The sequence below is a fragment of the Streptomyces cinnabarinus genome, assembly GCF_027270315.1.
Classification (GTDB): Bacteria; Actinomycetota; Actinomycetes; order Streptomycetales; family Streptomycetaceae; genus Streptomyces; species Streptomyces cinnabarinus.
Genome location: NZ_CP114413.1, coordinates 5,021,712 through 5,033,759, shown reverse-complemented (window position 1 = coordinate 5,033,759; position 12,048 = coordinate 5,021,712). Strand labels below are relative to the sequence as shown.

Here is a 12,048-nt window from a genome sequence, read left to right as displayed (position 1 = left end):
CATGAGTGATGCGGCGGAGACGAATCAGCAGGGCGCGGGGCGCGCGGAGCAGCTCCCGGACGACGAACGGCGCAAGCTCCTGAGGAAGCGGCGCGTCAGCGCGTCCAGGAGCGCGCGGCGCCTGCTGGGGCGCCCGGTGGCACAGCGCACGCTCCGGGACCGCCTCGCGCTCCTGGAGGGCGCGGCGGACGTGTACGACCTCGACCAGCCCGCCGACATGTACGGCGACGGCGTCGTCGAGGCCCTGGAGGACAAGGTCGCCGGGCTGCTCGGGAAGGAGGCCGCCGCGTTCTTCCCGACCGGCACCATGGCCCAGCAGGTGGCCCTGCGCTGCTGGGCGGGCCGGACCGGGAACCCCGCCGTCGCCCTGCACGCGCTGGCCCACCCCGAGGTGCACGAGCGGAACGCGTTCAGCCAGGTCAGCGGCTTGCGCCCGGTCAGGATCACGAGCGAGCCGCGCCAGCCGACCGCCGACGAGGTGCGCGGCCTGGACGAGCCCGTCGGGACGCTGATGCTGGAACTGCCGCTCCGGGACGCCGGTTTCGTCCTGCCGTCCTGGGAGGAGCTCACCGAGGTCGCCGAGGCGGCGCGGGAGCGCGAGGCGGTGGTGCACTTCGACGGCGCGCGCCTGTGGGAGTCCACCGTCCACTTCGAGCGCCCCTTGGACGAGATCGCGGACCTCGCGGACAGCGTCTACGTGTCCTTCTACAAGTCCCTCGACGGCTACGGCGGCGCCGCGGTCGCCGGGCCCCGGCCCCTCGTCGACGAGATGAAGGCCTGGCGCCACCGGTACGGCGGCACCGTCTTCCAGCAGTTCCCGACCGCCCTGTCGGCCCTCGTCGGCCTGGAGCGGGAGCTGCCCCGGCTGCCCGACTACGTCCGGCACGCGCGCGTGGTGGCCGGCGCGCTGCGCGAGGGGTTCGCGGCGGCGGGCGTGCCCTGGACCCGCGTCCACCCCGAGGTGCCGCACACCAACGAGTTCCAGCTCTGGCTGCCGTACGACGCCGACGACGTCGCCGAGGCGGCGGTCCGGCACGCCGAGGAGACGAGGACACTGCTGTTCTCCCGCCCCTGGGCCGCTCCCGGCCCCGGACTCGCCGTCACGGAGATCGACGTACGGGCCGCGGGCCTGACCTGGACCGCCGACGACATACGGACGGCCGTAGCGGAGTTCGTGCGGCGGCTGAAGGAGCAGGTCAGAGGGTAGGGCGCGGACCACGGCGGCCCAGGGCCCGGCGGAGCCTGCCGCCCACCGGGCGCCCGGCGAGGACGGCACGGAAGCGGCGCTCGTCCCGCCACTCCCGTACGACCCGCGCGTCGTGGGTGCCCGGCGCGGGCGGCGCGGGCTCGCCGTGCTGCCCGGCGCGGTACGCGTCGAGGAGGTACTGCTGGGTGATGCTCATGGCGGTTCGCCTCTTCTGGACGAGGGGCAGGCTCCGGTTCTGGACGGTTGCCGGATCCGGAAGGCTCCGCGGCTGCCCCGGCCCTCCCAGCGTGCGCCCCTCCCGTGCCGAAGTCGCGTCGATTGACGGCGGGCGTCAAGCGAGGGCGGCGTTGTCAGTGGTGGGGTGCACCATGAGGGCATGAGCGTGAGCATCGACATCGCGGGGCTGCGGCCGGAGAGAGTCGCGGTCGTGCCCTCTCCCCTGGCCGAGCTCGGCATGGCGCTGCACGCGCTGTCCGAGCCGGCCCACCATCCGGGACTCCAGGGCTGGGTGACCAGCGTGACCGCGGGCCTCGACCCGCATCTGGCCGACCGTATGTGCGAGGCCGACTTCCTGTGGCGTACGACGTTCTCGGACCTGTTCCTGCCCTGCGCCGGCGTCCCCGGCGGACCCACCCTCCCGGGCGCCACCCTCGCCGAGGAACTGGACCTGCTGGACAAGCTGACGGACGAGCAGTTCGTGGACGCCGCGCTGGAGTTCACCTGCGCCCTGCCGTACGCCACCCCGGGCCCCTCGGTGCTCGACGACGCCGAGCTGCGCCGCCGCGCCCTGGAACTGGCCGCCGCGCGCGGGCCCCAGCAGCTGCGCTTCAGCAAGCGGCTGCTGGACGAACCGCCGCGGATCCGGGCCTGGCTGCGGCAGTTCCTGGAGGACTGCGACGAGGCGTTCTTCGCGGACGTCTGGTACCGCCTGCGGCACCAGCTCGCCACCGACGCCCGCCACAAGACCGACCTGATGCGGCACAAGGGGCTGGCCGGGGCGCTCACCTCGGTGTCCGCGGCCGTGAAGCTCGACGAGGACGGCGGCCGCATCACCATCGACAAGCTGCGCCAGGGCCACACCGTCATCCGCGACCGCAGCCTGCTGCTCGTGCCGACCAGCCTGGGCTGGCCGCATCTGATGGTGCTGCACCGGCACGGCTGGCAGCCGGTGGTGCACTACCCGGTCGGTTCCCCCGAGCTCAGCGCGCCGCCCGCGGTCGACCAGCTGATCCTGCGGATGACCGCCCTGTCCCACCCGGTGCGCATGCAGCTGTGCCGCAACCTCGCCCGCAGCACGTACACCACGAGCGAGCTGGTCCAGATCCACGGGATGACCGCGCCCGAGATATCCCGGCACCTGGGCGTGCTGAAGAAGGCGGGTCTGATCACCACCCGCCGCCGCGGCCGCTACGTCCTGCACCAGCTGGACGTGACGGCCGTGGCCCGGCTCGGCAGCGACTTCCTGGAGGCCCTGCTGCGGTGACCGGGGCGCCTTGGTGGTGAACGCCCCGGCTCAGCCCTGGCCGCCGCCGGCCCGCACCAGTCCCGTCTCGTAGGCCAGGACCACCACCTGCACCCGGTCCCGCAGCCCGAGCTTGGTCAGGATGCGGCCCACATGCGTCTTCACGGTGGCTTCCGACAGCACGAGCCGGGCCGCGATCTCGCCGTTGGACAGGCCCTGCGCGACCAGCACCATGACCTCCCGCTCGCGGTCGGTCAGCCGCTCCAGCTCCTTGTGCTTCGGCTCCTTGCCGGTGCTCGGCAGCATCGGCGCGAAGCGGTCCAGCAGACGGCGTGTGGTCGAGGGTGCCACCACCGCGTCGCCGCTGTGCACGGCGCGGATGGCGGCGAGCAGTTCACCGGGCGGCACGTCCTTGAGCATGAAGCCGGAGGCGCCCGCCTTCAGCCCGGAGAAGGCGTACTCGTCGAGGTCGAAGGTGGTCAGGATCAGCACCTTCGGCGGGTTGGGGTCCGAGCAGATGCGGCGGGTGGTCTCCACGCCGTCCAGCTTCGGCATGCGCACGTCCATCAGCACCACGTCGACGGCGGTCTCCCGCAGCACCTGAAGGGCCTCCACGCCGTCGCCCGCCTCCGCGACGACCTCCATGTCCGGCTGGGCGGCGAGCACCATCCGGAACCCGGTGCGCAGCAGCACCTGGTCGTCGACGAGCATCACGCGGATCGTCATCGGGGTCCTCTTCCCTGTCCGTCTACGGGGTTGTTACAGGTGTCAACACAGCGCATGGCTCGCCTCAGTGCGCCGCTTTCAGCGGCAGCAGGGCGCTGATGCGGAATCCTCCGCCGGGGCGGGGGCCGGCGTCCAGAGTGCCGCCGACCATGCCGACGCGCTCCCGCATGCCGATCAGGCCGTGGCCCGCTCCGTCGACCCCGCCCTCCTCGTACAGCTCGTGCGGGGCACCCTTGCCGTCGTCCTCGACGAGCAGGCCGAGGCCGTCGTCGAAGTAGACCAGGCGCACGCTCGCACCCGCGTTCGGACCGCCGTGCTTGCGGGTGTTGGTGAGCGCCTCCTGCACGATGCGGTAGGCGGTCAGCTCGACCCCGCTGGGCAGCGGGCGCGGGGTGCCCTCGACCTTGAAGTCGACGGGCAGTCCGGAGGTGCGGCACTGCTGGACGAGCTCGTCGATCTGCTCGACGTCGGGCTGCGGGACGTACTCCCCGCTCTCCTGATGCTCACCGGTGCGCAGCACGCCCAGCAGGCGGCGCATCTCGGCGAGGGCCTGACGGCCGGTGGAGGAGATCGTCTCCAGGGCCTTCTTGGCCTGGTCGGGCGCGGCGTCGAGGACGTAGGCGGCGCCGTCGGCCTGCACCACCATCACCGACACGTTGTGCGCGACGACGTCGTGCAGCTCGCGCGCGATCCGGGCGCGCTCGGCGGCGACCGCGACCTTGGACTGCGCCTCGCGCTCCTTCTCCAGCCGGCTCGCGCGCTCCTCCAGCTCCGCGAAGTACGCGCGCCGGGTGCGTATCGAGTCGCCGAGCACCCAGGCGAGCGCGAACGGCACCGTGGTGAAGATCATGATGGCGACGGTGCCGAGTGCGCTGGACTCGTTCTCCGGCCAGCGCAGCTGCGCCAGGGGCGCCGCCACCAGGCCGACGCCCAGCGCCATCCGGGAGGCCCAGCGGGCACCGGTCGCGGCGACGGTGTAGGTGATCACCAGCATGGCGAAGTTGGCGGGCATCGTCTCCACGTCCAGCGCCAACTGCGCCACACCGAGACCGACGGCCAGCAGCAGCATCCGCTCCGGCATCAGCCGGCGCAGGGCGACCACCAGGGAGAGCAGCAGCGCGATCGGCACGGCGGCCACCGGGTAGTCGGTGCGCTCCACCTCCTGCTGCACGACCCCGGACACCACCGAGATCCCGAACAGGAAGACGGCCCAGAAGCTGTCGACCCACGTCGGGTGCCTGCGGAGGAAGTCATAGATGCGCTGCACGTAACCCAGCGTAGGGAAGCGTGACGTGTGCAGGGGTCAACCGGAGGACCGATCCGCGACGGGCGCGCGTACTCCCCAAGGTGGAGGGACCGTTCCCCTGTGCCTTTAGCCTGGGCCGGTGACGGAAGACACAGGCGAGGACTGGCCGGGGTGGCGGGCGGCGGCCCAGCAGGCGCTGTACGGACCCCACGGCTTCTACCGCAGGCCCGAGGGCCCGGCCGGTCACTTCCGTACGTCCGTCCACGCCTCGCCCCTCTTCGCCGAGGCCGTGGCCCGGCTGCTGTGCCACGTCGACGAGGCGCTCGGCCGCCCCGGGAGGCTCGACTTCGTCGACATGGCCGCGGGCCGGGGCGAACTGATCACCGCGGTCCTCGCCGCCCTCCCCGCGGACGTGGCCGCCCGCGCGCGTGGGTACGCCGTCGAACTCGCCGACCGCCCGCCGGGACTCGATCACCGGATCGAGTGGCTCGCGCGGCCGCCACACGGCATCACGGGCCTGCTGTTCGCCAACGAGTGGCTCGACAACGTCCCCGTCGAGGTCGCTGAGGCCGACGCCGCGGGAGTGCCGCGCCTCGTCCTCGTCCGACGCGACGGGACCGAGCGGCTCGGGGAGCCGGTCGAGGGGGCGGACGCGGAGTGGCTCGCGCGCTGGTGGCCGCTTCCCGCGGAGGAGGGGTCGCGAGCCGAGATCGGCCGGCCCCGGGACGAGGCGTGGGCGGCGGCCGTCGCGACGCTCAGGCGGGGGCTCGCGGTCGCCGTCGACTACGCGCACACGGCGGACGAACGCCCGCTGTTCGGCACGCTGACCGGCTTCCGCGAGGGGCGCGAGACGGCGCCGGTGCCGGACGGGTCGTGCGACATCACGGCACATGTGGCGCTGGACGCTTGTGCGCACGCGGGCGTGAACCCGAGTGCGCGGGCGGGCGCGGAGGCGGGCACTACGGCGCATGCGCTGACGCCTGCGCGTCTGCTCGTGCAGCGCGACGCTCTGCGCGCCCTGGGCATCACAGGCGCACGCCCCCCGCTCGCCCTCGCGACCACGCAACCCGCCGCCTACGTACGCGCCCTCGCGAGCGCCGGTGAGGCCGCCGAGCTCACCGCGCCCGGCGGCCTCGGCGACTTCGGGTGGCTGCTTCAGCCGGTAGGAATTCCGGACGCACCCCTCGAAGGACCGCTCCGGGAGCTACTTGTCGATGTCCCCGACCACGAAGAACATTGACCCCAGGATCGCCACCATGTCCGCCACCAGCGTCCCCGGGAGCAGTTCCACCAGCGCCTGGATGTTGTTGAACGAGGCGGAGCGGAGCTTGAGCCGGTACGGGGTCTTCTCGCCCTTGCTGACGAGGTAGTAGCCGTTGATGCCGAGGGGGTTCTCGGTCCACGCGTAGGTGTGCCCCTCGGGCGCCTTCAGGACCTTGGGCAGCCGCTGGTTGATCGGACCGGGCGGCAGCTCGGTGAGCCGGTCGAGGCAGGCGTCGGCCAGGTCGAGTGCGTTGTGGGTCTGCTCCAGCAGGCACTCGAACCGGGCCAGGCAGTCGCCCTCCTGACGGGTCACGACCTTCAGGGTGTCCTGAAGCTCGCCGTAGGCGAGATAGGGCTCGTCGCGGCGCAGGTCGAAGTCCACGCCCGAGGCGCGCCCGATGGGCCCGCTCACGCCGTACGCGTGCACGGCCTCCGCCGAGAGGGCGCCCACGCCCCGCGTGCGCCCGCGGAAGATCTCGTTGCCGAGGACCAGGTCGTCGAACCGGTCCATCCGGGAGCGCACATCGGCGACGGCGGCACGCGCGCGTGTCGTCCAGCCGGCGGGCAGGTCCTCCTTGAGGCCGCCCACGCGGTTGAACATGTAGTGCATGCGCCCGCCGGAGACCTCCTCCATGACGTGCTGGAGCTCCTCGCGCTCCGAGAAGGCGTAGAAGATCGGCGTGATCCCGCCCAGCTCCAGCGGGTACGAGCCGAGGAACATCAGGTGGTTGAGCACCCGGTTGAGCTCCGCGAGCAGCGTCCGCGTCCACACCGCGCGCTCGGGCACCTCCATGCCGAGCATACGTTCCACGGCGAGGACGACGCCCAGCTCGTTGGAGAAGGCCGACAGCCAGTCGTGGCGGTTGGCGAGCATGATGATCTGGCGGTAGTCGCGCGCCTCGAAGAGCTTCTCCGCGCCGCGGTGCATATAGCCGATCACCGGTTCGGCGCTGGTGATGCGCTCGCCGTCCAGGACGAGCCGCAGGCGCAGCACACCGTGCGTGGACGGGTGCTGGGGCCCGATGTTGAGCACCATGTCGGTGCTCTCCGCGGCTCCGCCGATACCGACCGTGGTCTCCGTCGTAGGCATGGACACAGTCTCTCCTACGTAGGCTGACCATATGGAGACGGGGAGCCGGGAAAACGCGGCGCATACCGGGCATACGGGCGCCGCGCCTGCTGTCGGGCACGAGCCGGTCTGGACCGGGCTGCCACCGGGGCTGTTGCGGATGCGGCGGCTGTTGCTGGTGGTGTGGCTGGGACTGCTGACGATCGGCCTCGCCGTGCTCCTGGGTCTCCTCGCCGGCCCCACCTGGGCCGCGTTCGCGCTGATGCCCCTGGCGGTGGCGGTCTGGGGCTGGGTGATGCTCGGCCGCAACTGGCGCTCCTGGCGCTACGCCGAGCGCGCCGACGACCTGCTCATCAGCCGGGGCGTGCTGTGGCGCGAGGAGACGGTCGTGCCGTACGGCCGCATGCAGCTCGTGGAGGTCACCTCCGGGCCCGTCGAGCGGCACTTCGGGCTGGCCAGCGTGCAGCTGCACACCGCGGCCGCCGCGACCGACGCCACCATCCCCGGCCTGGACCCGGCCGAGGCCGAACGGCTGCGCGACCGGCTCACCGAGCTCGGTGAGGCCCGATCGGCGGGGCTGTGACCGTCCCGGGCGTCGAGGACGCAGTCCGCGCGCAGCCGGCCGTCACCGAGCGGCGGCTGCATCCCGTGACGCCGCTCAGGCGGGCGTGGGCGCCGGTGGCCGTGGTCATCGGGTGGGCGGTGCACGACCCCGACCAGACACAGCGACAGCTGACCCGGCTGACGACGACCACGCTGCTGCTCGCCATAGCCGTCGCCGTACCGGCCGCCGCCCTGTACGGCTTCCTCACCTGGTGGTTCACGCACTTCGCGGTCACCGACACCGAACTGCGCATCCGGACCGGTCTGGTGTTCCGGCGCACCGCGCACATCCGCCTGGAGCGCATCCAGGCCATCGACGTCACCCAGCCGCTCCTCGCGCGCGTGGCGGGCGTGGCCAAGCTCAAACTCGATGTCGTCGGCGCCGACAAGAAGGACGAGCTCGCGTTCCTGGGCGCGGAGGAGGCGCGTGCGCTCCGTGCGGAACTCCTGGCGCGCGCCGCCGGATTCGCACCCGAGACGGCGCACGAAGTCGGCGAGGCACCGGCGCGCGAGCTGATGCGCACGCCCCCACGCGAGCTCGCGCTCTCCCTCGTGCTGACGGGCGCCACCTGGGGCACCCTGGTCGCCGCCCTCGTCGTCCCGCCGGTGCTCTGGTTCGCCACCCACAGCGTGTGGACGGTCCTCGCCACCGCCCTGCCCCTGCTCGGCGCGGCGGGCGCGAGCAGCGTGGGCCGGTTCGTCGCCGAGTACGACTGGACGGTCGCCGACTCCCCCGACGGACTGCACATCGACCGCGGACTGCTGGACCGCGTCCACGAGACGGTGCCGCCGGGACGGGTGCAGACGGTGCGGATCGTGCGGCCGCTGCTGTGGCGGCGGCACGGATGGGTGCGCGTGGAGCTGGACGTGGCGGGGTCGTCGAACTCCGTACTGGTTCCGGTCGCCCCGCGTGAGGTCGCCGAGGCCGTCATCGCGCGGGTGCTTCCCGGCGTGACCGTGCCGCCGGACTCGGCGCTGTCCCGGCCGCCGCGGCGTGCGCGCTGGTGCGTGCCCTTGTGGTGGCGCGGCTACGGACTGGTCGTCACCGACGCGGTGTTCGCCGCGCACGAAGGACTGCTGCGCCGGAGCCTGGCGCTCGTGCCGCACGCGAAGGTGCAGAGCGTGCGGCTCGCGCAGGGGCCCTGGAAGCGCGCGCTGGGCGTCGCCGACGTCCACGTGGACACGGGGGCCAACAAGACCGTCACAGCGCGTCTGCGGGACGCTGAGGAGGCGGCGGAGCTGCTCCGGACCCAGGCCGAACGCTCCCGGACGGGCCGGAGGGACGCGCTGCCGGACCGGTGGATGGCGTGACCGGACCAGTGGCTGGCAGCAATGGACCGCTGGACGGCAAAAGGGGCCGGCCCTGAGGCCGACCCCCGGTTGAGCGCTCCCGGCGTCAGGACACCGCGCTGCGCAGCCCCTGTACGTCGATCTGCTCGGTCTCGTCGTGCGCCGTCAGGTCGATCACCTGGCCGATGCCGCGGGACCCCTCGTCCACTGGCTTGAACTCCGCCTCGGACTCGGCCTTGTGCAGGGCGAGCGCCTCCTGCCCGACGACGTCGGCGAGGTCCTCGTTCTGCACGTCCTCCAGGGCGGGCGCATCGCCCTTGTGGGTACCGAAGAAGTCGAAGCCGCCCTCGACCTTCGGGCGCCGCGCGGGCGTCGACGGTACGACGGCCACCGCGGTCGGCGCGATGAAGTGTCCGGCGGGCTGCTGAGCGGGCAGTGCCGGCTTACCCGTGGTGGTGGCGGCCGCGCGCACATGCTCCTGCCCGTCGACCGCCTCGGGCTTCCCCTGCGCCTCGTCCTCCTGCGCGACCGAACCGGCCTGTACGGCCCGGTCGTTCGAGGAGCCGTTGTGCTGCGCGGGCACGTCGGCCTGCGCGTCGGCCGAGGTCTGAGCCTCGGCACCGACCGACACGGGGACGGCGGCCTTCACCGCACCGTCCCCCTTCGCCTCGCCGTCCCCCTGAGGCTCACCGTCGTCCTGCGCCGAACCGTCGCCCTTGGGCTTCGGGGGCTCCTCCCCGTCGAGCTTCGACAGTGCCGCACGCGCGCGCAGGAACAGCCGCGACCCCTCGGGAGAGAAGATCGCGGGAGTCGTCGGCTCGGACGCCTCGTCCTCGGCGTCGACATCGCTGTCGACTTCAACCTCCGCGTCGGCGTCGGCCTCAACCGCCGGAGCTGCCACGGCCCCAGCCTCCTCCGAAGCCGAAGCCGAAGCCTCAACCGAAGCCGAGGCCGAACCCTCGTCCGGCTCCGAATCCGCCTCGTCCGCCGTCGACACCGGCCCCGGCGGCAACGCCCGCGCGGGCTCCGCCGCCTCTATCTCCAGCAGCCGGCGCCCCTCCAGGGCGCTCGCCCGCTCGGTCTCTGCGGTGGCGTACCGCCGCAGCAGCGAAGCGTGTTCGTTGCGCAGCCCCGCGAGCTCCGCGCGCTTGGCACGCAGCCGCTGCTCCAGCTTGCCGCGCAGTTCACGCGACTCGTCGAGGTCGGTCTCCAGTTCGGCGACCCGCTCCTCGAAGCGCCACTCGTCACTCGCACGCGCGCGTACGAGATCAGCGACGCGCTTACCGGCCTGGGTGTCCCAGCGGCGCATGACGACCGCGCCGATGACCGCCGTCGCCGCGGCGGCCGCGGCGAGACCCCGGAGCACCAACGGCTCCGAGAACGCCCAGGGGCCGAGCGCGCAGACGACGGAGACGCCTGCGATGGCCGACGGGGGCAGCAGCCTGTGCAGAGGCGGGGAATGGCGGTGACGTCCACGTGGCATGGCCAGAAACTTACCGCGCGTAGGCGAATCTTGGTGGCCCGCGCAGTAAAAACACAGCCATCCCCAGGCCTTCACGGAATTCCGATCCCGAATCGAGATGAGGACCAGCCTCAGAAGCGCCTCAGCAAGGGCTTTCCGCGGCCTTGGCGCCTGCTTTGGCGAAGCGAATGAACCTCGCCCGCCAAGACACCGTCCTAGAGGGCGCAATGTCGCCGGATGCCCGAATCGGCACCGGGTTCAAGGTCTCTCGCGGAACTACGGGATGCGATGTCTGTCAGGACGGATGACGAAGAGTCGGGCAGGGTTCCGCGGCCACCGGACCGTGGGCGCCGGTTCCCGCGCGGCCCGCGCCCCGAGGCGGTCCCCCTTCTCGTCGGCAGAACCTGTGCCTTGGTAGGACTCCTGGACATTGCCGCGGTCGTCCTCCCGCACAGCCCGCACTCCCCGCACTCCCCGCACAGCCGTGTGCAGACTGTCGCCGAGGTGCTGCCCGAGGCACTCGGCCCGTTCGCGGCCGCCCTCTCGCTCAGCGCGGGCGTGCTGTTGCTGCTGCTGGCGCACAGCCTCACGCGGGGCAAGCGCCGGGCGTGGCGAGCCGCCGCGGTCCTCCTCCCGGCCGGTGCCGTAGCGCAGTTCGGCTACCGGCACTCCCTGCTGGGCGCCGTCATCCCGCTCGTCCTGCTGGCCGTGCTGCTGCGTCACCGCGACCGGTTCGCGGCGCCGCCCGACCCCCGCAGCCGCTGGCGGGCGCTCGCCAACTTCGTGCTCATGGGCGCCGGTTCCCTCGCCCTCGGCCTGGTCATCGTCAGCGCCCACCCCGGGACCCTGATCGGCAACCCGAGCCTGGCCGAGCGCATCACCCACGTCCTGTACGGCCTGTTGGGCCTCGACGGCCCCGTCTACTACCAGGGCACCACCTCCTGGACGGTCACCTCCTCCCTGGGCGCCCTCGGCCTGCTCACCGCCGTCACCACGCTCTACCTCGCCCTCCGCCCCGAACACCCGGCCGCCCGCCGCACCGAGGAGGACGAGACCCGGCTGCGGGCCCTGCTGGCGAAGCACGGCCACCGTGACTCCTTCTGCCACCCCGCGCTGCGCCGCGACAAGGCCGTTGTCTTCTCCCCCAGCGGCAAGGCCGCGGTGACCTACCGCGTCGTCTCCGGCGTGATGCTCGCCAACGGCGACCCGATCGGCGACATGGAGGCCTGGCCCGGCGCCATGGAGCGCTTCATGGACGTCGCCAAGGCCCGCTCCTGGACCCCCGCCGTCACGGGCTGCTCCGCGACCGGCGGCGAGGTCTGGACCCGCGAGACCGGCCTGGACGCCCTCCGACCGGGCGACGAGGCGGTGGTGGCCGTCGGGGATTTCTCCCTCGCCGGCCGCGCGATGCGCAACGCGCGGCAGACGGCCAAGCGCATCGAGCGAGCCGGTTACCGAACCCGGGTACGACGAGTCCGTGACCTCGGCGCTGCCGAGCCGGAGCGAATCCACCGCGCCGCCCTCCGGACCGAAGGCATCGCCGTGGCCTCGCACTCCCCCTTCCGCGCCCTCTGCGCCGCCGCACCACACCCGCACGCCCCTGCGCCCGCGCGACGACGGACGCCACCGTCCGCGCGGCGTAACCCGGACAGGCCCGGACGGAAGCCCCCTACCCCCCGCCCCCGGGGCTTCCGTCCGGGCCGCAGCACGAGCGGCGACG

At 72.9% G+C, this 12,048-nt stretch carries 10 protein-coding genes and 1 pseudogene; 6 read left to right on the top strand and 5 right to left on the bottom strand.

What is annotated here, in order from left to right:
* The first annotated feature begins 1 nt into the window (after window position 1).
* Window positions 2–1,207: a threonine aldolase family protein gene (locus STRCI_RS22770; RefSeq protein WP_269660808.1), complete on the top strand. Its 1,206-nt coding sequence runs from the start codon at window positions 2–4 to the stop codon at window positions 1,205–1,207.
* On the opposite strand, the gene STRCI_RS22765 is transcribed toward STRCI_RS22770, so the two are convergent.
* Window positions 1,197–1,403, bottom strand: coding sequence for a hypothetical protein (locus STRCI_RS22765; RefSeq protein ID WP_269660807.1), 207 nt, complete (start codon window positions 1,401–1,403; stop codon window positions 1,197–1,199). The two genes, STRCI_RS22770 and STRCI_RS22765, sit on opposite strands and share 11 nt — an antisense overlap.
* A 180-nt stretch (window positions 1,404–1,583) precedes the next feature.
* On the opposite strand from STRCI_RS22765, the gene STRCI_RS22760 reads away from it, so the two are divergent.
* Window positions 1,584–2,690, top strand: a complete 1,107-nt coding sequence (locus tag STRCI_RS22760) for a DUF5937 family protein (protein WP_269660806.1) — start codon at window positions 1,584–1,586, stop codon at window positions 2,688–2,690.
* Between the two features lie 30 nt (window positions 2,691–2,720).
* Here STRCI_RS22760 and STRCI_RS22755 read toward each other — a convergent pair whose 3' ends face one another.
* Together STRCI_RS22755 and STRCI_RS22750 are read right to left on the bottom strand one after the other, a co-directional pair.
* Window positions 2,721–3,395 (bottom strand): response regulator transcription factor, encoded by a 675-nt coding sequence (locus STRCI_RS22755; RefSeq protein ID WP_269660805.1) that lies wholly within the window; start codon window positions 3,393–3,395, stop codon window positions 2,721–2,723.
* A 64-nt stretch (window positions 3,396–3,459) separates the two neighbouring features.
* Window positions 3,460–4,662 carry a sensor histidine kinase gene (locus STRCI_RS22750; RefSeq protein WP_269660804.1) on the bottom strand — a complete coding sequence of 401 codons (1,203 nt, stop codon included), beginning with the start codon at window positions 4,660–4,662 and terminating at the stop codon, window positions 3,460–3,462.
* 118 nt (window positions 4,663–4,780) lie between these two features.
* Between STRCI_RS22750 and STRCI_RS22745 the strand changes: the two genes are divergently transcribed.
* Window positions 4,781–5,881: an SAM-dependent methyltransferase gene (locus STRCI_RS22745; protein ID WP_269660803.1), complete on the top strand. Its 1,101-nt coding sequence runs from the start codon at window positions 4,781–4,783 to the stop codon at window positions 5,879–5,881.
* Here STRCI_RS22745 and STRCI_RS22740 read toward each other — a convergent pair.
* On the bottom strand, window positions 5,846–6,994 hold the full coding sequence (locus STRCI_RS22740) for an NADH-quinone oxidoreductase subunit D (protein ID WP_269660802.1): 1,149 nt from the start codon (window positions 6,992–6,994) through the stop codon (window positions 5,846–5,848). The two genes, STRCI_RS22745 and STRCI_RS22740, sit on opposite strands and share 36 nt — an antisense overlap.
* Window positions 6,995–7,025: 31 nt before the next feature.
* Here STRCI_RS22740 and STRCI_RS22735 point away from each other — a divergent pair, with 31 nt between their 5' ends.
* Window positions 7,026–7,556, top strand: coding sequence for a PH domain-containing protein (locus STRCI_RS22735; RefSeq protein ID WP_269660801.1), 531 nt, complete (start codon window positions 7,026–7,028; stop codon window positions 7,554–7,556).
* Complete coding sequence (locus STRCI_RS22730; protein WP_269660800.1) at window positions 7,553–8,887, top strand: PH domain-containing protein; 1,335 nt, start codon at window positions 7,553–7,555, stop codon at window positions 8,885–8,887. The genes STRCI_RS22735 and STRCI_RS22730 overlap by 4 nt, the downstream gene beginning before the upstream one ends.
* An 85-nt stretch (window positions 8,888–8,972) precedes the next feature.
* Here STRCI_RS22730 and STRCI_RS22725 read toward each other — a convergent pair whose 3' ends face one another.
* Window positions 8,973–10,349 carry a hypothetical protein gene (locus STRCI_RS22725; protein WP_269660799.1) on the bottom strand — a complete coding sequence of 459 codons (1,377 nt, stop codon included), beginning with the start codon at window positions 10,347–10,349 and terminating at the stop codon, window positions 8,973–8,975.
* A 267-nt stretch (window positions 10,350–10,616) separates the two neighbouring features.
* On the opposite strand from STRCI_RS22725, the pseudogene STRCI_RS22720 reads away from it, so the two are divergent.
* Window positions 10,617–11,849, top strand: a pseudogene (locus STRCI_RS22720) (phosphatidylglycerol lysyltransferase domain-containing protein); the annotation flags it as partial.
* Window positions 11,850–12,048 lie beyond the last annotated feature (199 nt).

What these genes read in the sequence shown, in the direction of transcription:
- STRCI_RS22770 (WP_269660808.1), top strand. Translation starts at nt 2, where the DNA reads ATGAGTGATGCGGCGGAGACGAATCAGCAGGGCGCGGGGCGCGCGGAG.
- STRCI_RS22765 (WP_269660807.1), bottom strand. Translation starts at nt 1,403, where the DNA reads ATGAGCATCACCCAGCAGTACCTCCTCGACGCGTACCGCGCCGGGCAG.
- STRCI_RS22760 (WP_269660806.1), top strand. Translation starts at nt 1,584, where the DNA reads ATGAGCGTGAGCATCGACATCGCGGGGCTGCGGCCGGAGAGAGTCGCG.
- STRCI_RS22755 (WP_269660805.1), bottom strand. Translation starts at nt 3,395, where the DNA reads ATGACGATCCGCGTGATGCTCGTCGACGACCAGGTGCTGCTGCGCACC.
- STRCI_RS22740 (WP_269660802.1), bottom strand. Translation starts at nt 6,994, where the DNA reads ATGCCTACGACGGAGACCACGGTCGGTATCGGCGGAGCCGCGGAGAGC.
- STRCI_RS22735 (WP_269660801.1), top strand. Translation starts at nt 7,026, where the DNA reads ATGGAGACGGGGAGCCGGGAAAACGCGGCGCATACCGGGCATACGGGC.
- STRCI_RS22725 (WP_269660799.1), bottom strand. Translation starts at nt 10,349, where the DNA reads ATGCCACGTGGACGTCACCGCCATTCCCCGCCTCTGCACAGGCTGCTG.